At 67.4% G+C, this 20,628-nt stretch carries 13 protein-coding genes and 2 riboswitches; of the genes, 9 read left to right on the forward strand and 4 right to left on the reverse strand.

Annotation, left to right across the window (positions count from 1 at the left end):
* Positions 1-78: 78 nt before the first annotated feature.
* The 3 genes from gcvP to gcvT form a co-directional block, all read right to left on the reverse strand.
* Positions 79-2,961, reverse strand: coding sequence for an aminomethyl-transferring glycine dehydrogenase (gcvP, locus tag RTQ83_RS22810; RefSeq protein WP_312519896.1), 2,883 nt, complete (start codon positions 2,959-2,961; stop codon positions 79-81).
* A gap of 128 nt (positions 2,962-3,089) precedes the next feature.
* On the reverse strand, positions 3,090-3,470 hold the full coding sequence (gcvH, locus tag RTQ83_RS22815; RefSeq protein ID WP_312519899.1) for a glycine cleavage system protein GcvH: 381 nt from the start codon (positions 3,468-3,470) through the stop codon (positions 3,090-3,092).
* Positions 3,471-3,547: 77 nt separating this feature from the next.
* Positions 3,548-4,666 (reverse strand): glycine cleavage system aminomethyltransferase GcvT, encoded by a 1,119-nt coding sequence (gcvT, locus tag RTQ83_RS22820; protein WP_312519902.1) that lies wholly within the window; start codon positions 4,664-4,666, stop codon positions 3,548-3,550.
* Between the two features lie 58 nt (positions 4,667-4,724).
* Positions 4,725-4,827, reverse strand: a riboswitch (glycine riboswitch).
* A gap of 18 nt (positions 4,828-4,845) precedes the next feature.
* Positions 4,846-4,932, reverse strand: a riboswitch (glycine riboswitch).
* Positions 4,933-5,147: 215 nt separating this feature from the next.
* On the opposite strand from gcvT, the gene RTQ83_RS22825 reads away from it, so the two are divergent.
* Positions 5,148-5,708 carry an ATP-dependent Clp protease proteolytic subunit gene (locus tag RTQ83_RS22825; protein WP_312519904.1) on the forward strand — a complete coding sequence of 187 codons (561 nt, stop codon included), beginning with the start codon at positions 5,148-5,150 and terminating at the stop codon, positions 5,706-5,708.
* Between the two features lie 166 nt (positions 5,709-5,874).
* On the opposite strand, the gene RTQ83_RS22830 is transcribed toward RTQ83_RS22825, so the two are convergent.
* A complete protein-coding gene (locus RTQ83_RS22830; RefSeq protein ID WP_312519907.1) occupies positions 5,875-6,213 on the reverse strand; it encodes a hypothetical protein in 339 nt (112 codons plus the stop codon).
* Positions 6,214-6,511: 298 nt separating this feature from the next.
* Here RTQ83_RS22830 and RTQ83_RS22835 point away from each other — a divergent pair, with 298 nt between their 5' ends.
* The 8 genes from RTQ83_RS22835 (at position 6,512) to RTQ83_RS22870 (ending at position 20,475) form a co-directional block, all read left to right on the forward strand.
* Entirely contained in the window at positions 6,512-8,743 is a 2,232-nt protein-coding gene (locus RTQ83_RS22835) for a DUF1631 family protein (protein ID WP_312519910.1), read from the forward strand.
* Positions 8,744-8,827: 84 nt separating this feature from the next.
* Positions 8,828-12,349 carry a chromosome segregation protein SMC gene (smc, locus tag RTQ83_RS22840; RefSeq protein WP_312519913.1) on the forward strand — a complete coding sequence of 1,174 codons (3,522 nt, stop codon included), beginning with the start codon at positions 8,828-8,830 and terminating at the stop codon, positions 12,347-12,349.
* Positions 12,350-12,468: 119 nt separating this feature from the next.
* A complete protein-coding gene (locus RTQ83_RS22845) occupies positions 12,469-14,694 on the forward strand; it encodes an ATP-binding protein (RefSeq protein ID WP_312519916.1) in 2,226 nt (741 codons plus the stop codon).
* A 168-nt stretch (positions 14,695-14,862) separates the two neighbouring features.
* Complete coding sequence (locus RTQ83_RS22850; RefSeq protein ID WP_312519919.1) at positions 14,863-16,167, forward strand: cell division protein ZipA C-terminal FtsZ-binding domain-containing protein; 1,305 nt, start codon at positions 14,863-14,865, stop codon at positions 16,165-16,167.
* A gap of 7 nt (positions 16,168-16,174) precedes the next feature.
* Positions 16,175-18,538, forward strand: coding sequence for an NAD-dependent DNA ligase LigA (gene ligA, locus RTQ83_RS22855; protein ID WP_312519922.1), 2,364 nt, complete (start codon positions 16,175-16,177; stop codon positions 18,536-18,538).
* A 13-nt stretch (positions 18,539-18,551) separates the two neighbouring features.
* The gene (gene galU, locus RTQ83_RS22860) at positions 18,552-19,445 is read left to right on the forward strand and encodes a UTP--glucose-1-phosphate uridylyltransferase GalU (protein ID WP_312519925.1); all 894 of its coding nucleotides are present in this window, start codon (positions 18,552-18,554) and stop codon (positions 19,443-19,445) included.
* Entirely contained in the window at positions 19,442-19,978 is a 537-nt protein-coding gene (gene def, locus RTQ83_RS22865) for a peptide deformylase (protein WP_312519928.1), read from the forward strand. The genes galU and def overlap by 4 nt, the downstream gene beginning before the upstream one ends.
* Positions 19,975-20,475: a hypothetical protein gene (locus RTQ83_RS22870; RefSeq protein ID WP_312519931.1), complete on the forward strand. Its 501-nt coding sequence runs from the start codon at positions 19,975-19,977 to the stop codon at positions 20,473-20,475. The genes def and RTQ83_RS22870 overlap by 4 nt, the downstream gene beginning before the upstream one ends.
* Positions 20,476-20,628 lie beyond the last annotated feature (153 nt).

A 20,628-nucleotide genomic window follows, 5' to 3' on the forward strand; every position in this document is an offset into this window, starting at 1 on the left:
GCGTGAAAACTTGGGTCCCCGCCTTCGCGGGGATGACGGTTTTTAGGCTAACGGACTACGTGTTAGCCGTCATTCGAATCACTCGTAATCGCTGATCGGCGCGCAACCGCAGAACAGATTGCGGTCGCCATACACGTTGTCCGCACGGCCCACCGGCGGCCAGTACTTCTTCTTGCGCAGACCGGCAACCGGGAACGCCGCCACTTCACGGGTGTAACCGTGCTGCCAGTCGTCCGCGGTCACCACTTCAGCGGTGTGCGGCGCGCCCTTCAGCGGGTTGTCCATGCGGTCGTACTCGCCGCGCTCGACTTTCACGATCTCGGCGTGGATGGTGATCATCGCCTCGATGAAGCGATCCAGCTCGGCCTTCGATTCCGACTCGGTCGGCTCGATCATGAGGGTGCCCGGCACCGGGAAGCTCATGGTCGGGGCGTGGAAGCCGAAGTCCATCAGGCGCTTGGCCACGTCTTCGTTGCTGATTCCGGTCTTGTCCTGCAGCGGGCGCAGGTCGATGATGCACTCGTGCGCCACCAGGCCGTCGTGGCCGGTGTACAGCACCGGGTAGTGCGGCGCCAGGCGGCGCGCGATGTAGTTGGCGTTCAGGATCGCCACTTCGGTCGCGGAGGTCAAACCTTCGGCGCCCATCATCGCGATGTACATCCACGAGATCGGCAGGATCGAGGCCGAGCCGAAGGCGGCGGCGCTGACCGCGCCGATGCCTTCTTCGCTACGCACGTAGCCGGTCGACATCTGGTTCGGCAGGAACTTCGCCAGGTGCGCGCCGACACCGATCGGGCCCACGCCCGGACCGCCGCCGCCGTGCGGGATGCAGAAGGTCTTGTGCAGGTTCAGGTGGCTGACGTCGCCGCCGAACGAACCCGGTGCGGCCAGGCCAACCAGCGCGTTCATGTTGGCGCCGTCGACGTACACCTGGCCTCCGTGCTGGTGCACGATCTCGCACAGTTCCTTGATGCCCTCTTCGAACACGCCGTGGGTCGACGGGTAGGTGACCATGACGCAGGCCAGGTCCTTGCTGTACTGCTCGGCCTTGGCCTTCAGGTCGGCCAGATCAACGTTGCCGTTTTCGTCGCAGGCGGTGACCACCACCTTCATGCCGACCATGCTGGCCGACGCAGGGTTGGTGCCGTGCGCCGACGATGGGATCAGGCAGATGTTGCGGTGGCCTTCGCCACGCGACTGGTGGTACTTCTGGATCACCAGGAGGCCCGCGTACTCGCCCTGCGAGCCGGCGTTCGGCTGCAGCGAGATCGCGGCGTAGCCGGTGGCGGCGCACAGCATCGCTTCGAGCTGGTCGATCATCTCGCGGTAGCCGACGGTCTGGTCGTTCGGCGCCAGCGGGTGGATGCTCGAGAACTCGGGCCAGGTCACCGGAATCATTTCCGAGGTGGCGTTGAGCTTCATGGTGCACGAACCGAGCGGGATCATGGTGCGGTCCAGCGCCAGGTCCCTGTCGGCCAGTGCGCGCAGGTAGCGCAGCATCTCGTGCTCGGCGTGGTAGCGGTTGAAGGTCGGGTGGGTCAGGTAGGCGCTGGTACGGGCCAGGTCTTGCGGGAAGGCTTCCTGCACGCTCGCGTCCAGGGCGTCGAGGTCGACCGACTTGCCGTTGCCGAAGATGGCGAACAGGCCCTCCAGGTCGTCGCGGGTGACGGTTTCGTCGAGCGACACGCCGACGTGCTTGGCGTCGATCTGGCGCAGGTTGATGTTGCGCGCAGTCGCCTGGCTGTGGATCGCGGCCGCGTCTTCCACGCGCACGGTGATGGTGTCGAAGAAGGTGGCGTTGGCCAGCTCGAAGCCCAGCTGTTGCAGGCCGGCGGCCAGGATCGCGGTCTGGCGGTGCACGCGGCGCGCAATGCGCTCCAAGCCTTGCGGACCGTGGTAGACCGCGTACATGCCGGCCATCACGGCCAGCAGCACCTGCGCGGTACAGATGTTCGAGGTCGCCTTTTCGCGGCGGATGTGCTGTTCACGCGTTTGCAGCGCCAGGCGGTAGGCCTGGTTGCCCTGTGCATCGACGGTGACGCCAACCAGGCGGCCCGACATGCTGCGCTTGAATTCGTCGCGGGTGGCCAGGTAGCCGGCGTGCGGGCCGCCGAAACCGAGCGGCACGCCGAAGCGCTGGCTGTTACCGACCACCACGTCGGCGCCCCATTCGCCCGGCGGGGTCAGGACGGTGAGGGCCAGCAGGTCGGCGGCCACGATCACCATGCTGCCTGCGGCGTGCAGCTTCTCGACGGCGGCGCGGTAGTCGCGCACTTCGCCGTTCACGCCTGGGTACTGCAGCAGCACGCCGAAGCAGGTCTCCTCAAGCGCCTCGACATCGGCGGCGGCGATCGAACGCACTTCGACGCCGATCGGCAGCGCGCGGGTTTCGATGATTTCGCGGGTCTGCGGCAGCACGTCGTCGGCGACGTAGAACACGCGCGACGCCGACTTGCCGACGCGCTGGATCAGCGTCATCGCTTCGGCGGCGGCGGTGCCTTCGTCCAGCATCGACGAGTTGGCGATGCCCATACCGGTCAGGTCGGTGATGGCTTGTTGGAAGTTCAGGATCGCTTCCAGGCGGCCCTGCGAGATCTCCGGCTGGTACGGGGTGTAGGCGGTGTACCAGGCCGGGTTTTCGAAGATGTTGCGCAGCACGACCTTCGGCGTGTGGGTACCGTAGTAGCCCTGGCCGATCAGCGACTTCACGACCTTGTTCTTCGACGCCAGGCCCTTGAGGGTGGCCAGTGCCTGTTCTTCGCTGCGCGGCTCGAAGAACTGGCCCAGGTCCAGCTTGTCCTTGCGGCGGATGTTGGCCGGGACCACCGCGTCGATCAGGGCGGCGCGGTCGGCGTAGCCGAGGGTCGACAGCATGGCTGCCTGTTCGGATTCGGACGGGCCGATGTGGCGCGGGATGAACGAATCGCGTGCTTCGAGTTGGGTGAGGCTGGAGCGGGTCATGGTAGGGACTTGGTCTGGCGCCGTGCGGCGTCGTTGGATGGAGAAGTCGGTGCTGCAAATGTGGAGCTGCGAAGTCGGTGCTGCAAATTGCGGCCGCCCCGAAGGGCGGCCGGTACTACCTGGTTCGATCAGTGATCGGTGGTCTTGCCGTAGGCGTCGGCGTCGAGCAGCTTGTCGTAGGCGGCTGCGTCGCTTGGGGCCAGCTTGAACAGCCAGGCGCCGTAGGCGTCCGAGTTGATCGAGTCAGGCGCGTCGGCGACCGGCTGGTTGACGGCGGTGACGGTGCCCGAGACCGGCGCGTAGATGTCGCTGGCGGCCTTCACCGATTCCACCACGGCGGCGTCGTCGCCGGCGGTGAATGCCTTGCCGACCTGCGGCAGCTCGACGAACACGATGTCGCCCAGCGCGTCCTGCGCGTACTCGGTGATGCCGACGGTCAGGGTGCCGTCTTCTTCGCGGCGCACCCACTCGTGCGATTCGGTGTATTTCAGGTCGGCTGGGATGTTCATGCTGGAGCTCCTAAGGATGGTGAGGCAATAAGTATACGGGTTTGTTATTTTGTCGCGGCCTGAAATCGGACTGAAATTCAGGCAGCCAGGATTTTACCGTTGCGCACGAACGGCAGCTTGACCACGCTGGCCGCCAGCTGCTTGTCGCGGATGATCACGTGCACGGTGTCGCCGACCGCGACATCCATCGGCACGCGCGCCAGCGCGATCGCCTGCTGCATGCTCGGGCTGAAGGTGCCGCTGGTGATTTCGCCGAAGTTGCCCGAGGCCGCGACCACGCGCTGGTGGGCGCGCAGGATGCCGCCTTTTTCGCGCAGGATCAGGCCGACGAACTGCGCCTGCTGGCCCTTGGCCTGCAGCGCTGCCTTGCCGATGAAGTCGCGCTCCGACACCAGGTCGACGGTCCAGGCCAGGCCGGCGTCGAGCGGGTTGACGGTTTCGTCCATGTCCTGGCCATACAGGTTCATGCCGGCTTCCAGGCGCAGCGTGTCGCGCGCGCCCAGGCCGGCCGGCTTGATGCCGGCGGCGGCGAAGGCGTTCCACAGCGCTTCGGCCTGCGATGCCGGCACGCCGATCTCGAAGCCGTCTTCGCCGGTGTAGCCGGTGCGCGCGACCATCGCTTCGCCGAAGGCGGTGTCCGCGACGATGGCGGCGTTGAAGGGCTTCAGGTTTTCGCTGGCCGCCTTGGTGGTCGGCAGCACTTCCCATACCTTGGCGCGGGCGTTCGGGCCCTGCACCGCGATCAGGGCGATCGGGTCGTTGCCGTCGCGGCGCTGGGTGATGGTCAAACCGCTGTTGGTGGCGGCGTTCTGCTGGTTCATCCAGGCCACGTCCTTGTCGGCGGTGCCGGCGTTGACGACGATGCGGAACCAGTCCTCGGCCAGGAAGTAGACGATCAGGTCGTCGATCACGCCGCCTTCAGGATTGAGCATGCACGAGTACAGGGCCTTGCCTGGCACCTGCAGCTTGTCGACGTTGTTGGCCAGCAGACCGCGCAGGAAGGTGCGCACGTTGGCGCCTTTGATGTCCACCACGCACATGTGCGAGACATCGAACATGCCGGCATCGCCGCGCACCGCGTTGTGCTCTTCGATCTGGGAACCGTAGTTGACCGGCATGTCCCAGCCGCCGAAGTCGACCATCTTGGCGCCTTGGGCACGGTGAGCGGAATTGAGCGGGGTCGCTTTGAGCGTCATGGAATCCTCGGACTGTAATAGGGGGCGTATGCGCGCGCGGCTTCTATCGCCGTACGCTGTCGACCCCTCTGTCCTTGGTACCTGAGAGATAGCGGCCGTGTCGAACGCGCCGCCTGCCCCTTCGGTGGGCCGCATCGCGGCCGCTCTCCAGAGTTGAGCCGGCCGCGCAGTGCGCCGCCGTTCCCTGACCGGTCCTTTTGCCTGAGAGTTTATGGGTAAGTGCCCCTTCGGCGGCAGCGTTCGCTGCGCTCTCCCTGTCAAGACTGCGGAGGATATGTCAGGCAGGGGTGACTGTCAACAGAGAAGGGCGGCTTTTGCCCTCTCACGGCCTGCGTTTTGCGGGACATGCGCCTGAACCGGTAAATGCCGCAAGCCGGATGGTTCCTCAAAGCATTGCTCCGCACTATTGACTCTGGGCACGGAGCCGATTTTGCGTGATTTGTTAAACTTGTTCCGTCAACTTTGCAGGCGGAAAAATACTATGAACGAAGAGATGTCAGTACAGGAAAAGGAAGCCTGGTTCACGCTGTCCGGCGACGTCAACAGCGACATGGTGCATCGCATGTTCGAAGCGGTTGCCGCGATGACCGAAGACGGTATCGACACCGCGCACGTGCTGCTGCAATCGAACGGCGGTTACGTCAGCGACGGGCTGTGCCTGTATAACTTCATGGCCAGCTCCCCGATCAAGTTCGTGATGTACAACGGCGGCGCGGTGGCGTCGATCGCGGTGGTGCTGTACCTGTCCGGGACGCGCCGCTACGCCAGCGAGACCGCGCGCTTCATGATCCACAAGTCGCACGCGACCGCCTCGCCCGGTTCGCGCCCGGACGCGCTCAACATCATCGTCGAAGGCCTGCGCGCCGACGACGCGCGCACCGAATCGATCCTGCGCAAGGAAATCGAGCTCTCGCCCGAGCAGTGGAATGTGCACCAGTACGGCGATCTGCACCTGACCGCGCGCGACGCCAAGACCGCCAAGATGATCCACGAGGTGGCCGACTTCCGTCCGCCCAAGGGTGCGGTGCTGCGCAATATCTGAAGCAGTCGTTGTCTAGTGCGCCCCGGCCGTTCACGCGGCCGGGGCGTTCGCGCGTCTACGGTCCTAAAAACGGACGCGCATGAAAGAAGCCCGCCGACGCGTGGCGCGGGCGGGCTGACGACAATCGCGGCCGGGCGGGCCGGCCGGAATGCACTAAGCGATGTGCTTAGCGGTTCTTGTCGTTCTTGTGGCTCTGGCGGCCGGCAGCGGCGTGCTGCTCAGGCGTGCCGCCCTGGACGCCGGCGCCCGAGCGGCTGCCCGATTGCTGCGACTGTCCCGAACGCGAGCCCGACTGCTGGGATTGACCCGAACGCAGGTTCGACTCGGACTGCGAACCCGACTGCTGCGACTGGCCCGAGCGCGAACCCGACTGCTGGTTCGACAGCGAATCGGATTGACGGCTGGCGTCGTTCTTGTGGCTCTGACGTCCGGCCTGGACGTGCTGTTCGTGGGTGCCGCCCTGGTTGCCTGGGCGTGGTGCAGATTTGTTTTGATTCGAGGCCATGATGTTTCCTTTCAATTTCAAACTGGGAAAAATATCCTGCTCGTATCCTGGAACACGTTGTGCGTTTCCGGGGGATCAATCATGCGTGCTGGGCCGTTTCATCGGAATCGGACCAGTGCCCCTGCCAGTGTAGGTGAGGCTCCTACGAATACAACGCGTTTTTCGATCTGCAAAAATCGCATGAGCAGTTGCTCGGCCGAGTAGGCAGAACGCTACGCTCATCTGTATTTGATCATTGCCATGTGGAAATAATGTGGCAGAATAGGGATTCTCCCGCTTCTCCCTACGCCCATCCGCCATGGCCATCGTCACCGCTCCGAGTCCCGCCGCGCGCCAGGCCGCCGCCGCCCGCAAGGAGACATTGGACGGACTGGTCGAACGTGCCGCCTGCCTGGCCAGGGACGCTCTGCCGGACATGGCGCGGCGCATGGCCTCCAGCCTGCTCGACCTCACCGGCGCCCAACCGGATCCGCGCGACGTGATGCGCCGGGTCCGCTCCGGCAACCTCCTCAAGGCCAACAGCTACGCCTTCTGCCACGTCGCCGAAGCCGCCATCGAGCGCGCGCTGTACACGGCTGTCGACGCCCTGCAGCCTGCGGACAAGCCAGCCGCCCGACCGGCTGCGCCGCAGGAACTGCGCCTGGTGCCGCTGGACGAAATCGACCAGCAATTGGCGCTGGGCGCCGTCAGCCGCCCGTTCGACCTCGAATGCGCCGACCGTCTGGCCACGCTCGGCGTGCGTCTCGGCCTGCTGCTCGGGCGCGACCTGGTGCGCGCCGCCCACAATCCGTTCCGGCCCGAGGTATTCCTGGGCGCTCTGCACGCCGCCTGGTGCGAATTCGAGCCGGATCCGGATGCGCATGGCCTGGCCGCCTCGCTGCTGCGCCCCGGCGTGATGTTCGAGCTGGCGCCTCTGTACGACGCCCTGGTCGGCATGCTGCAGCCGGCGCGGGCGCGCCAGGAAGCCGAAGCGCGCTTTTCCAAGACCGACGACCGCGCCGCGCGCAAGGCCGAGCAGGCGCGCCGTGACGCTGCGCTGTCGGGACAGCTGCGCCGCATGTTCGACGGCGGCGCCGAGGCCGCGCTCGACATCCCGATGATCCCGAACCTGCCGCAGGGCAGCGGCGGCTGGCGGCCGAGTGCTGCCAGCGGTTTCGCGGTGGCGGCGTTACCAAAGCGGATCGAAGCGGCACCGATTGCCGTCACGGCGGCCGACAGCCAATCCGGTGCCGCGGCCGGAATTCACCTCCCGGCCGACAAGACGCTGCTCGACCTGCTGGCCCGCCTCGGCGCCTCGCCGGCCGCGCTTCCGGAGGGCGCACCGGCCATGGTGCAGCAGGGCGCTACCCCGCACGCCGTGTTCTACCTGCCACGCCTGCGCCAGAGCCTGCCGCGCGGCAGCCTGTCACACGGCGACGAAACCACGCTCGACCTGCTGTCGCGCGTATTCGAAACCGTGCTGCTCGACGACGGCATTCCGCCGGAGACGCGCGAACTGATCGCCTTCCTGCAGGTGCCGGTCCTGAAGGCCGCGCTGCGCGACCGCAGCTTCTTCTACCAGGAAGCGCATCCGGCGCGGCGCATGCTCGACCTGCTGTCGCAGGCCAGGTGGGAGCAGCCGGCCGGGCAAGACGATCCGGCCTGGCGCGCCATGCGCAGCAGCGTCGAACGGGTGCGCGACCAGGAACAGCCCGAATTCGATGCCGCCCTGGCCGAGCTGGAAGCCGGCATCGCCGCCCGCGACAGTGCCGAGCAGGCCGCGATCGCGGAACCGATCGCGCGCGCCAAGCGCCAGGAAAAGCAGGCAGCAGCCGAGCGCTCGGCGCGCCGAGCCGTGGCGCTGCGCATGGCGGGCGGGAACATGGCGCCGCTGGTCGCCGGCTTCCTGGAGCAGCGCTGGACCTTAGCGCTGAGCCTGGCCTACGCGGTCGAGGACAGCCGCCCCGGCGCCGTCGACAACGCCACCCGCGCCATGGATGACCTGATCTGGAGCGTCGAGCCGAAGGCGACCCAGCAGGCGCGCCAGACGCTGATCCGGCGCTTGCCGGCGCTGCTGGTGTCGCTCAACAAATGGCTGGACGCGATCGATTGGCGCGACGCCGAGCGCCTGCAGTTCTTCGCCGACCTGGCCGAATGCCACGCCGCCATCGTGCGCGCCCCGATCGAGCTGTCGCCCGAGCGCCAGCTGGAACTGGCGGTGGAGGCGGCTCAGCAGGATGCACTGCGCCGGGCCGCGCAGGAGCAGGAAGCGGACGGCCCGCAAGAGCCCGATGCACTGGCCGGCCTGGAACGCGGCCAGCGCTTCGAGTTCCGCGTCGACGGCGCGCTGCGCAAGGTGCGCCTGGCCTGGGTCAGCCCGCTGCGCACGCTGTTCATCTTTTCCGGCGCCGGCCGCCAGGAAGCGTTTTCGCTGCCGGCCGAGCGGCTGGCCGCCCTGATCGAGAGCGGCGCGATGCGCGCGCTGGCCAGTGGTGGCGTGGTCGGCCGCGTCCTGAACGTGGCCGCCGGCGAAGCGCTGCACGGCGCCTGACCCGGCCCTTGAGACCCGTCCCGCCGCCTGCCGGCAATGGTATGATGGGCGCTTCATCTCAACAGCGTCAGCCTCTGCCCATCCGTGCGCCTCTCTTCCATCAAATTGTCGGGATTTAAATCGTTCGTCGATCCCACCAATTTCCAGGTTCCCGGCCAGCTGGTCGGCGTGGTCGGCCCCAACGGCTGCGGCAAGTCGAACATCATCGACGCCGTGCGCTGGGTGCTGGGCGAATCGAAAGCGTCGGAGCTGCGCGGCGAGTCGATGCAGGACGTGATCTTCAACGGCTCGACCCACCGTAAACCCGCCGGGCGCGCGTCGGTGGAGCTGGTGTTCGACAACAGCGCCGGCAAGGCGGCCGGGCAATGGGGCCAGTACGCCGAGATCGCGGTCAAGCGCACCCTGACGCGCGACGGCACCTCGACCTATTACATCAACGGCCAGCCGGTGCGCCGGCGCGACATCCAGGACATCTTCCTCGGCACCGGCCTGGGGCCGCGCGCCTACGCCATCATCGGCCAGGGCATGATCGCGCGCATCATCGAATCGCGCCCGGAAGAATTGCGCGTGTTCCTGGAAGAAGCGGCCGGCGTGTCGAAGTACAAGGAGCGCCGGCGCGAAACCGAGAACCGCCTGTCCGACACGCGCGAGAACCTGCTGCGGGTCGAGGACATCCTGCGCGAACTGAACGCGAATCTGGAAAAGCTCGAAGCGCAGGCCGCCGTGGCCACCCGCTTCAAGCAGCTGCAGGCCGACCAGGAAGAAAAGCAGAAGCTGCTCTGGCTGATGCGCAAGAACGAAGCGAAGGCCGAGCAGGTGCGCTGGTTCCGCGAGATGGAAGAAGCGCAGACCGCGCTCGAAGGCTCGAGCGCCAAGCTGCGTACCGTGGAACTCGACCTCGAACACATGCGCCAGGCCCACTTCGCCACCGGCGACCGCCTGCATGCGGCGCAAGGAGCCCTGTACCAGACCAACTCCGAGATCGGCAGCCTGGAAGCGCAGATCAAGTTCGTGGTCGAGTCGCGCACGCGGTTGCAGAACCAGATCGTCACGCTGCAGGCGCAACGCGACGGGTGGCGCAACCAGGAGCAGGAGCTGCGCGAAGGCCAGGAAGAAGCCGAGATGCAGGCCGAGGAACTGGCCGCGCGCGCCGAAGGCGCCCAGATCGCGGTCGAGGTCCACAATGAACGCCTGCCGGAACTGGAGGCGGCCTGGCGTACGGCGCAGGAACAATCGACCGCCTCGCGTACCCGTATCATGACGGTGCAGCAGCGTATCGAGCTGGCATCAAGCCACGGCCGCAACGCGGCCGGCATCCTGAGCAACCTCGCCACCCGGCGCGAACGCCTGCAGCAGGAGCGCAACGGCCTCAATCTGCCCGACAGCGCGACCCTCGACAACCTGCGCATGCAGTTGCAGGAGCGTCAGATTGCACTCGAAGAGCAGACGATGCTGCTGGACGACGCCACCGCGCGCCAGGACGCGGTCGAGCAGGAACGCAAGGACGCGCACGCGGCGGCGCAGCAGGAAAGCGCCGCCAACGCCCAGCTGGAAGCGCGCCTGGCCGCGCTGCGCCAGGTGCAGGAACGGGTCCAGACCCAGGGCAAGGTCCAGCCGTGGCTGGAAAAGCATTCGCTGGCCGGCCTGCCGCGCCTGTGGCAGCGGCTGGATGTGGAAGAGGGCTGGGAGACGGCGCTGGAAGCGGTGCTGCGCGAACGCGCCGGCGCGCTCGAAGTATCGAACATCGACTGGGCCAAGGGCTTCCTGGCTGACGCTCCGCCGGCGCGCCTGACCGTGTTCGCGCCGCAGGCCGGCAGCCCGGCCCAGGTTGTCGCCGATGGCCTGAAGCCGTTCACCAGCGTGCTGCGCGTGAACGATCCTGGCGTGCGCGCGGTGCTGGACGACTGGCTGCACGGCGTCTATGCGGCACCGGATGCGGATAGCGCTTTCGCCGAACGCGCGCGCCTGCCGCACGGCGGCGCCTTCGTCACGCGCCAGGGCCACATGGTGACCCGCTCGAGCGTGCGCTTCCACGCGCCCGACGCCGAGCAGGACGGCATGCTGGCGCGCCAGCACGACATCGAGAACACCGCCAAGCAGCTGCGTGCCCAGGCGCTGCTGCAGGACGAGGCGCGCAGCCGCGCCACCCGCGCCGACGCCGCCGTCACCGATCTCACGCGCCGCCTGCAGGACGCGCGCAGCCGCGTCGGCACCCTGACGCGCGAAGTGCATGCGCTGCAGATCGAGGTGCTCAAGCAGAGCGAGATCGAGGCGCGCTTCAACCAGCGCAGCGGCCAGATCGCGGCCGACCTGTCCGAGATCGCGGCCCAGGAGGCCGAGCAGCGCCAGGCCCAGGTCGAGGCCGAGCAGGAATTCGAACAGCTCGACATGGAACTGGCCGAACTGCAGGAAGCCCACGAAGACGGCCAGACCGCCTTCATCGACCAGGAAGCGGCGCTGACGCGTGCGCGCGACCATCTGCGCGAGCTGGAACGCAGCGCCCAGGAAGCGCAGTTCGCCGAACGCGCGCAGAGGAGCCGCATCGACGAACTGCGCCGCACCATGGCTACCGCCGCGACCCAGGCCGAACAGGTCGGCGCCAGCCTGGCGCAGGCGCGCCTGGAACTGGAGGCGCTGGAAAGCGGCACCGCGCACGAAGGCTTGCAGGAACTGCTGGCGCGCCGCACCGGGCAGGAGGCGGCGTTGTCCGATGCGCGCCATGAACTGGACCAGATCGCCCAGCAACTGCGCGCGGCCGAAGAGGCGCGCATGCTGGGCGAGCGCAGCCTGCAGCCGCAGCGCGACCGCATCACGGAGATGCAGCTGAAGGAACAGGCCGCGCGCCTGAACCAGGAGCAGTTCGCCGAAGCGCTGGCCGCCACCGGCGCCGACGAAGCGCAGTTGCGCGAGCTGAGCGAAAAGATCGACCCCGAACTGAAACCCCAGTACCTGCAGGCCGAAGTCACGCGCCTGACCAACGCAATCAACGGCCTGGGCGCGGTCAACCTGGCGGCAGTCGACGAACTGGCACAGGCGGCCGAACGCAAGCGCTTCCTCGATTCGCAGAACGCCGACCTGAACGAAGCCATCTCCACGCTGGAAGATGCGATCCACCGCATCGACCGCGAGACGCGCGACCTGCTGCAGGACACCTTCGACCGCGTCAACGGCCACTTCTCGGAACTGTTCCCGATCCTGTTCGGCGGCGGCAATGCCAAGCTGGTGATGACCGGCGACGAGATCCTGGACGCCGGGGTGCAGGTGATGGCCCAGCCGCCGGGCAAGAAGAACGCCACCATCCACCTGCTGTCGGGCGGCGAAAAGGCGCTCACCGCGACGGCGCTGGTGTTCTCGATGTTCCGCCTGAACCCCGCGCCATTCTGCCTGCTGGACGAAGTCGACGCGCCGCTGGACGACGCCAACACGGAACGCTTCTGCCGCATGGTCAAGCGCATGTCGGACCATACCCAGTTCCTGTTCATCTCGCACAACAAGATCGCGATGGAGATGGCGAGCCAGCTGATCGGCGTGACGATGCAGGAGCAGGGCGTGTCGCGCATCGTGGCGGTGGACATGGAAGCGGCGGCCGACCTGGCCGCGGCGTGAGCTGCGCACGCACCCGCGCGTCGATAAAAGCCCGGTTTTCGGTGTGCTACACTGCCCGAGCCCGTTCCACGGCGCTGCCGTAGCAGCGCGGCCCGGGTCCAAGGAACAATGCCTGCCACATGACTGACGAGCGCGAATCGAGTTCATCCCATTCCGGCCCCGCAGCTGCCGACGCGATCGCGTTTGCGCTGCGGATGGCGCAGGCCTCGCCGGCGCCGATGCTGCTCGTGCGTGGCGACACCCGCGACGTCGCCCTGAACGCGGCCTGCGCCGCACTGCCGGGCATGACGGTGGGCGCGCAGCAGTGGACGCCGCTGGCGCGCGTGTTGCCCGATTGCGGTGATCTGATCGACGAACTGCTGAACGGCGTGCGTCCGGATGCCGAGCATGTGGTGGACGCTCCAGCATCGTACCGGCTGGCGCTGTCGCCGCTGACCGATGCGCGCGGCGCGATCGTCGGCCTGCTGGGCGTGGCGCAGCCGCGCGGTGCGGTACATGAACTCGACCGCCTGGTGGCACTTAGCCCGATCGGCGTGGTGCGCTACCGGCTCGACGGAACCATTGTCGACTGCAACCGCGCCTTCCTCGACATGCTTGGCCTGGGCCGGGCCGACCGCGACGCCGGCCTGTCCTGGCGCGGCCTGACCCCGCCCGAATGGCGCGAGGCCGACGACGCCGGCATCGCCCGGCTGCGCGAACACAATGTCATGCCGCTGTTCCAGAAAGAGTTCCTGCACCGCGACGGCCAGCGGGTGCCGGTGCTGGTCGGCGCCGGCAATCTGGAGACCGACCGCAACCAGGGCTACGCGGTGGTCGTCGACATCTCGGCGCGGCGCGAGGCCGAACGCGCGCTGGCCGACAGCGAGGCGCGCTTCCGGGTCATCACCAACGCCATGCCGCAGATGGTGTGGACCACGCTGCCGGACGGCTTTCACGACTACTACAACGACCAGTGGTACCGCTTCACCGGCGCGCCGCCCGGCACCACCGACGGCGAAGGCTGGAACGGCATGTTCCACCCCGACGACCAGGCCCTGGCCTGGGGGCGGTGGCGCCACTCGCTGGCCACCGGCGAGCCGTACGAAATCGAATACCGGCTGCTCCACCACAGCGGCCAATACCGCTGGGTGCTGGGCCGTGCGCTGCCGGTGCGCGACGAGCGTGGCGCGATCCAGCGCTGGATGGGCACCTGCACCGACATCCACGAACAGAAGCTGACCGAGGACGCGCTGCGCGAAGCCGACCAGCGCAAGGACGAATTCCTGGCCATGCTCGGCCACGAACTGAGAAACCCGCTGGCGCCCATCCGCAGCGCCGCGTCGCTGCTGCCGCTTGCCAAGAACGACCCGGCGCGCATCGAGCATATCGGGCGCGTGATCTCGCGCCAGAGCACCCACATGACGGGCCTGATCGACGACCTGCTGGACGTCTCGCGCGTCACGCGCGGCATGATCGAACTCGATCGCGAGGACGTGGCGGTGCGTCACCTGGTGGATGAAGCGACCGAGCAGGCGCGCCCGCTGATCGAGGCGCGCTCGCACCTGCTGTCGATCGCCAACGAGGCCGAAGGCAGCGTGGTGAACGGCGACCGCAAGCGCCTGGTGCAGGTGCTGTCGAACCTGTTGTCGAACGCCGCCAAGTACACCCCGGCCGGTGGGCGCATCGAGGTGCGGGTGACTGTAGCCGACGACATGGTGCGTATCGCGGTCCGGGACAACGGCATCGGCATGGCGCCCGACCTGGTCGACAGCGCCTTCGAGCTGTTCAGGCAGGGCAAGCGCACGCCGGACCGCGCCCAGGGCGGCCTGGGTATCGGGCTGGCGCTGGTGCGCAGCCTGGTGCAGCTGCACGGCGGACGGGTGAGCGCGGCCAGCGCCGGTGAAGGCCTGGGCAGCGAGGTGACGGTGACGTTCCCGCTTCGCGTGCGTGCGCCGCTGGCCGCGCTGGACAGCAGCGAGGGCGCAATGCCGGCGCAGGGCAGCCTGCGCGTGCTGGTGGTGGACGACAATGCCGATTCGGCCGAGCTGGTGGCGATGTACCTGCGCATGGTCGGCCACGTGGTGGCGACCGAATTCAATGCCGCCGCGGCGCTGGAAAAGGCGCGCAGCTTCAAGCCCGAAGTGTGCTTCCTCGACATCGGCCTGCCCGACCTGGACGGCAACGAACTGGCGCGCCGCCTGCGCCGCCTGCCCGGGCTGGAAGCCACGCGCCTGGCGGCGATGACCGGCTATGGCCAGCCGCTCGACCGCATGTCGAGTGCGGCGGCCGGGATCGACGCCTATTTCGTCAAGCCGGTGGCGATGGACGAACTGGCGGCGTGGCTGGCGCAGCAGCGCGCCGCATGACGGCCCGCCGGGGCGCGAAGGCAGCGCGCACGGGCGGCCAATCCAATCGCATGGCGTCCTTGTGGCGGAATTGATATCATTGCAGGCCTTTCGGTGGGCAATGCCGCACCCGGGCAGTTTACAAGTACTACCTTTTTTTGCAGCACTTCGCTATGAGGCACAAGCAGCATGACTGATCTCCAAATGAGCCTGATCGCGGCCGGCGGCGTTTTCATCGCCGGCGTCATCGGCTATAACAAATGGCAGGAATACAAGGCCAGGAAGAGCGTCGAGCGCGCCTTCGCCTCCGACCACGACGACGTCCTGATGCGCAGCGGCGAAGAGGCCGCGGCGATCGACCGCCAGGAGCCGGTATTCGATATCGGCGCCGCCCCGGCGCCGGTGCACGCCGAACCGGTGCTCGATCCGGTCGTGGCCGACGTGCCGGCCGCCCGCCCCGAACCGCAACTGGCCGAACCGAGCCTCGACCCGGTGACGCCGGCCGCGCCGGTGCCGGTTCCTGCAGCCACCGCTTCGGCGCCGGCACCTGCGCCAGCTCCGGCACCTGCGCCCGCTGCGGCACCTGCGCCCGCTGCGGCACCTGCCACCTCCTACCGCGCCGGCGGCTCCAGCGCCGCCCAGGACGCCGTCGCCGCCTCGCTGCCGGGCACCCGTCCCGGCATGCCGGCCGCCGAACTGGCCGAATGCCTGGTCGATCCGCTGATCGACTGCATGATCCCGCTATCGATTGAAACTCCCGTGCGCGGCGACCGCATCCTGCCGGCGCTGCAGAAGCTGCGCCGCGTCGGCAACAAGCCGATCCACTACATCGGCTTCGCCGTCAGCGGCGACTGGGAGCCGATCGTGCACGGCGGCGTGTACACCAAGCTGCAGGCCGGCGTGCAGATGGCGACCCGCACCACCGCCCTCAACGAACTCGAATACTCGGAACTGGTCACGCGCCTGCGCGCGGTGGCCGACGAAGTCCAGGCCGAGCCGGAAGTGCCGGACATGATCGAGGTGATGAGCGACGCGCGCACGCTGCACCGCTTCGTCGCCGGCCACGACGCCCAGCTGGGCATCAACCTGGCCGCCAATGGTGCGCCGTGGGCCATGTCGACCCTTATCGGCGCGCTGGAAAACGCCGGCTTCGATGTGCGTCCGGACGGCCGCTTCGCCATGCCCGACGGCGAGAAGGGCGTGCTGTTCACGCTATCGACCAACGTCACCCTGGGCGCCGACACCACGTCGCGCCTGACGCTGCTGCTCGACGTGCCATGCGTGGCCCCGGGGCGCGACGGCTTCGGCAAGATGGTCGAATGCGCGCGTGGCTTGACGCAGCGCCTGGACGCCACCATCGTCGACGACGGCGACCAGCCGCTGATGGACGAAGCCCTGGACGAAATCAAGAGCCAGGTGGTCGAGTTCTACCAGGAGATGGACGCGTCCGACATCCCGGCCGGCTCCACCCGCGCGCTGCGCCTGTTCAGCTGAGGAAGCCGTGGCAGAGCAACAGCACAGCACACCGGACGAACTGGCACGCATCGCGTGGCTGGTGGCGGAACTGAACCGCGCCAGCTACAACTATCACGTGCTGGACGCGCCGACGATCCCCGACGCCGAATACGACCGCCTGTACCGCGAGCTGCAGGTGCTCGAGGAAAAGCATCCGGACGCGGTCACCCCCGACTCGCCGACCCGGCGCGTGGGCGACGCCCCGATTCCGGAATTCAGCCAGGTGACGCACGCGGTGCCGATGCTGTCGCTGAATAACGGCTTCTCGGAAGAAGACATCGACAACTTCGACCGCCGCGTGCGCGAAGGCCTGGAGCGGCGCGAAGTCACGTACAACGCCGAACTCAAATTCGACGGCCTTGCGATCAGCCTGCGCTACGAGAACGGCCGCTTCGTGCAGGCCGCCACCCGCGGCGACGGCACCACCGGCGAAGACGTCAGCGCGAATATCCGCACCGTGCGTGTCATCCCGATGCGCCTGCATGGGGATGACGTGCCCGAAGTGCTGGAAGTGCGCGGCGAAGTGCTGATGTTCAAGCGCGACTTCGAGCAGCTCAACGAGCGCCAGCGCGAAGCCGGCCACAAGGAATTCGCCAACCCGCGCAACGCCGCCGCAGGCAGCCTGCGTCAGCTCGACGCGCGCATCACCAGCGCGCGCCGCCTGCGCTTCTTTGCTTATGGCGTCGGCCAGTTGGAGGGCGCCGACATGCCGGAATCGCATTCGGGTGTACTGGACTGGTTCGACCGTCTCGGCCTGCCGGTATCCAAAGAGCGGGCCGTGGTCACCGGCCGCGAAGGCATGCTGGGCTTCTTCAAGGACATCGGCGAACGCCGCAAGTCGCTGCCGTACGAGATCGACGGCGTTGTATATAAAGTCGACCGCCTCGAAGACCAGCGCGCGCTCGGTTTCGTCTCGCGCGCGCCGCGCTTCGCGCTGGCGCATAAATTCCCCGCCGAAGAGGCCTTGACCACGGTGCAGGCGATCGAGGTGCAAGTGGGCCGCACCGGCGCCATTACCCCGGTGGCGCGCCTGGTGCCGGTATCGGTCGGCGGCGTCACCGTCACCAACGCCACGCTGCACAACGAAGACGAAGTGCGGAGAAAAGACGTGCGCGTGGGTGACACCGTGATCGTGCGCCGCGCCGGCGACGTCATCCCCGAAGTGCTGGGCGTGGTGCTGGAACGCCGTCCTACGCCGGAACCGGCGCAGTACGTGCTGCCAACCCAGTGCCCGGTGTGCGGCTCGCACGTGGTGCGCGAAGAGGGCGAGGCCGTGGCGCGCTGCTCCGGCGGCCTGACCTGCGCCGCCCAGCGCAAGGAAGCGATCCGCCACTTCGCCGGCCGGCGCATGATGGACATCGAAGGCCTGGGCGACCGCTACATCGACAGCCTGGTGGAAGCAAACTTGATCCACGGCGTGGCCGATCTGTACCGCCTCAATCTGGACGATCTGCTGACCATGAAGCGCCTGGCGGACGAACGCGATGGCGTCACCCCCGAGACCGTCAAGAAGGGCAAGGTCGCCACCAAGTGGGCCGAGAACCTGCTGGAGGCGATCGCCGCCAGCAAGTCGCCGACGCTGGAGCGCCTGCTGTTCGCCCTCGGCATCCGCCACGTCGGCGAGTCGACCGCCAAGACCCTGGCCGACTGGCTCGGATCGCTGAAGCTGGTGCGCCGCGCGCCGAGCGCGCTGCTGCGCGTGCTGCCGGACATCGGCGGCACGGTGGCCGACTCGATCGCCGAGTTCTTCGCCGAAGAAAAAAACCAGATCGCGCTCAATGCGCTGCTGGAAGCCGGCGTGGCGCCGCGCGACGAACACCCGCCGAAGCCGGCGCTGCGCGAGAAGCTCGATGAAGTCCAGCTGCTCACCGCGCTCGGCATCCCGAAAGTCACCGAGCCGCGCGCGCGCCAGGTGATTGGCGGCGGCCAAACGCTCGAAAGCATCGCCTTCCGTACCGACTTCGGCATCTTTGGCCTGCCGGCCACGGTCGCGGCGGCGCTGGAGGAATGGATCGCGGTGAAGCAAAACAGCGAGCTGGTGATGTCGCTGTCGGCACTGCGGCGCGAATTGCTGGACGCGCTGCCGGAAGTGTCGGCAGCCGCTGCCGCCGCGGCCGAAGGACCGCTGGCCGGCAAGACCTTCGTGCTGACCGGCACGCTGCCGACCATGAGCCGCGACGCGGCCGGGGCACTGATCGAGGAGGCCGGCGGCAAGGTCTCGGGATCGGTGTCGAAGAAAACTTCGTATGTGGTGGCCGGGGCCGAGGCGGGCAGCAAGCTGGCCAAGGCGGAGGAACTGGGCGTCACCATCCTGGACGAAGCGGCGCTGCTGGCGCTGCTCGGAAAATAATAAAGAGAACCCTATGACCCTGATCCGCAAAGCCGTATTCCCCGTCGCCGGCCTCGGTAGCCGCTTCCTGCCGGCGACCAAGGCGCAGCCGAAAGAGATGCTGCCGATCGTCGACAAGCCGCTGATCCAGTATGCGGTGGAAGAGGCGGTGGCCGCCGGCGTGACCGAGCTGATTTTCATCACCGGCCGCAACAAGCGCGCCATCGAAGACCATTTCGACAAGGCCTACGAGCTGGAAGCCGAGCTGGAAGCGGCCGGCAAGCAGGCGCTGCTCGACACGGTGCGCGGCGTGATCCCGAAGAACGTCAACTGCATCTACATCCGCCAGTCCTCGCCGCTGGGCCTGGGCCACGCGGTGCTGTGCGCGCGCCCGGTGGTGGGCAACGAGCCGTTCGCGGTGCTGCTGGCGGACGACTTCATGGACAGTGACGCTGGCCACAAGCCGGTGCTGGCGCAGATGGCCGATGTCTATGCCTATGAGCGCAGCAGCATCCTGGCTGTGCAGGACGTACCGCGCGAGCACACCCGCCAGTACGGCATCGTCAGCGCTTCTCACTACCGCCAGGACCTGGAGCTGGTCTCGGGTATCGTCGAGAAGCCGCAGCCGGCGGACGCCCCGTCGACACTGGCAGTTGTCGGACGCTATGTGCTGTCGGCTTCGATCTTCGACTACCTGGCCAACATCGGCAAGGGCGCCGGCGGCGAGATCCAGCTCACCGACGGCATCGCCGCGCTGATGCAGGCCGAACGCGTGCTGGCCTACCGCTACCACGGCCAGCGCTACGATTGCGGTTCCAAGCTGGGCTATCTGCAGGCCACCGCCGCGATCGGCCTGAAGCACCCAGAAACCGCCGAAGGCTTCCGCGCCAGCCTGGCGGCGCTGCTGGAAGGGCGGGGCGCGCCGTGACGGTACGAGAAATCCTTCGCATGGGCGACCCGCGCCTGTTGCGGGTGGCGCAGAAGGTCGAGCAGTTCGACACGCCCGAGCTGCATGCCTTGATCGCCGACCTGTTCGAGACCATGCACGCGGCCAACGGCGCCGGCCTGGCCGCGCCGCAGATCGGGGTCGACCTGCAGGTGGTGATCTTCGGCTTCGGCAAGAACCAGCGCTATCCCGACGCGCCGCCGGTGCCGGAAACGGTATTGATCAATCCCGTGCTCACGCCGCTGGGCGACGAGATGGAAGAGGGCGCCGAAGGCTGCCTGTCGGTGCCGGGCCTGCGCGGCAGCGTGCCGCGTTATACGCGCCTGCGCTACGAAGGGTTCGACCAGTTCGGCAAGGCGATCCGCGTCGATGCCGAAGGCTTCCATGCGCGCGTGGTGCAGCACGAAGTCGACCACCTGTTCGGCATCCTGTATCCGATGCGTATCCGCGATTTTTCCCGCTTCGGCTTCACCGAAGTGATGTATCCCGACCTTGATCCTGGAGCCGACGATTGAGCCGCGCTATTCCGACCCTGGCCGCCCTGTGCGCGGCCTGCCTCGTGGCACCTGCGGCGCAAGCCGCTGACTTTTTCACCAAGATCGACCCGGCTCCGAAAAGCGAACTGTGGATCGACACCGGCTTCTATACCGCCCACTTCGACGGCGACAAGGACCTGAACGACAACAACAAGGGCCTGGCGCTGGAGTACCGCTTCAACGGCACCATGGCGGCAACCGCGGGACGCTTCCATAACAGCGACTATGCGTGGTCGAACTACGTCGGCGTGATCTGGCAGCCGGTGGCGGTGGGCCCGGTGCGGGTGGGGCTGGCAGTGGCGGCGTTCGACGGCTATCCGAAGACGCGCGATGGCGGCTGGTTTCCGGGCGCGATTCCGACCCTGACCTACGAATACAAGCGGGTGGGCCTGAATGTCGGGATCATCCCGAACTACAAGGACCGCCTGTATGGCGGCGTATCGTTCCAGCTGAAGTTCAAACTGTTCGAGCGTTGAACTTGGGTTCCCGCCTTCGCGGGAATGACGTGCTCGGGGAGCTGGCCTGAAGGTAGCGCATTTTTCCTGCTAACTTCAAGACCGTCATTCCTGCCACTGGCAGCAATGACTTCCCGCGAAGTGAACTGCCCCCCAAAAGTCGGACATTGTCCA

The organism is Massilia sp. (assembly GCF_031995545.1).
Lineage (GTDB): Bacteria > Pseudomonadota > Gammaproteobacteria > Burkholderiales > Burkholderiaceae_D > Telluria.

Bases quoted from the DNA above. Each gene is read 5' to 3' on its own strand.
- gcvP (WP_312519896.1), bottom strand. From the start codon at position 2,961: ATGACCCGCTCCAGCCTCACCCAACTCGAAGCACGCGATTCGTTCATC.
- gcvH (WP_312519899.1), bottom strand. From the start codon at position 3,470: ATGAACATCCCAGCCGACCTGAAATACACCGAATCGCACGAGTGGGTG.
- gcvT (WP_312519902.1), bottom strand. From the start codon at position 4,666: ATGACGCTCAAAGCGACCCCGCTCAATTCCGCTCACCGTGCCCAAGGC.
- RTQ83_RS22825 (WP_312519904.1), top strand. From the start codon at position 5,148: ATGAACGAAGAGATGTCAGTACAGGAAAAGGAAGCCTGGTTCACGCTG.
- RTQ83_RS22830 (WP_312519907.1), bottom strand. From the start codon at position 6,213: ATGGCCTCGAATCAAAACAAATCTGCACCACGCCCAGGCAACCAGGGC.
- RTQ83_RS22835 (WP_312519910.1), top strand. From the start codon at position 6,512: ATGGCCATCGTCACCGCTCCGAGTCCCGCCGCGCGCCAGGCCGCCGCC.
- RTQ83_RS22845 (WP_312519916.1), top strand. From the start codon at position 12,469: ATGACTGACGAGCGCGAATCGAGTTCATCCCATTCCGGCCCCGCAGCT.
- RTQ83_RS22850 (WP_312519919.1), top strand. From the start codon at position 14,863: ATGACTGATCTCCAAATGAGCCTGATCGCGGCCGGCGGCGTTTTCATC.
- galU (WP_312519925.1), top strand. From the start codon at position 18,552: ATGACCCTGATCCGCAAAGCCGTATTCCCCGTCGCCGGCCTCGGTAGC.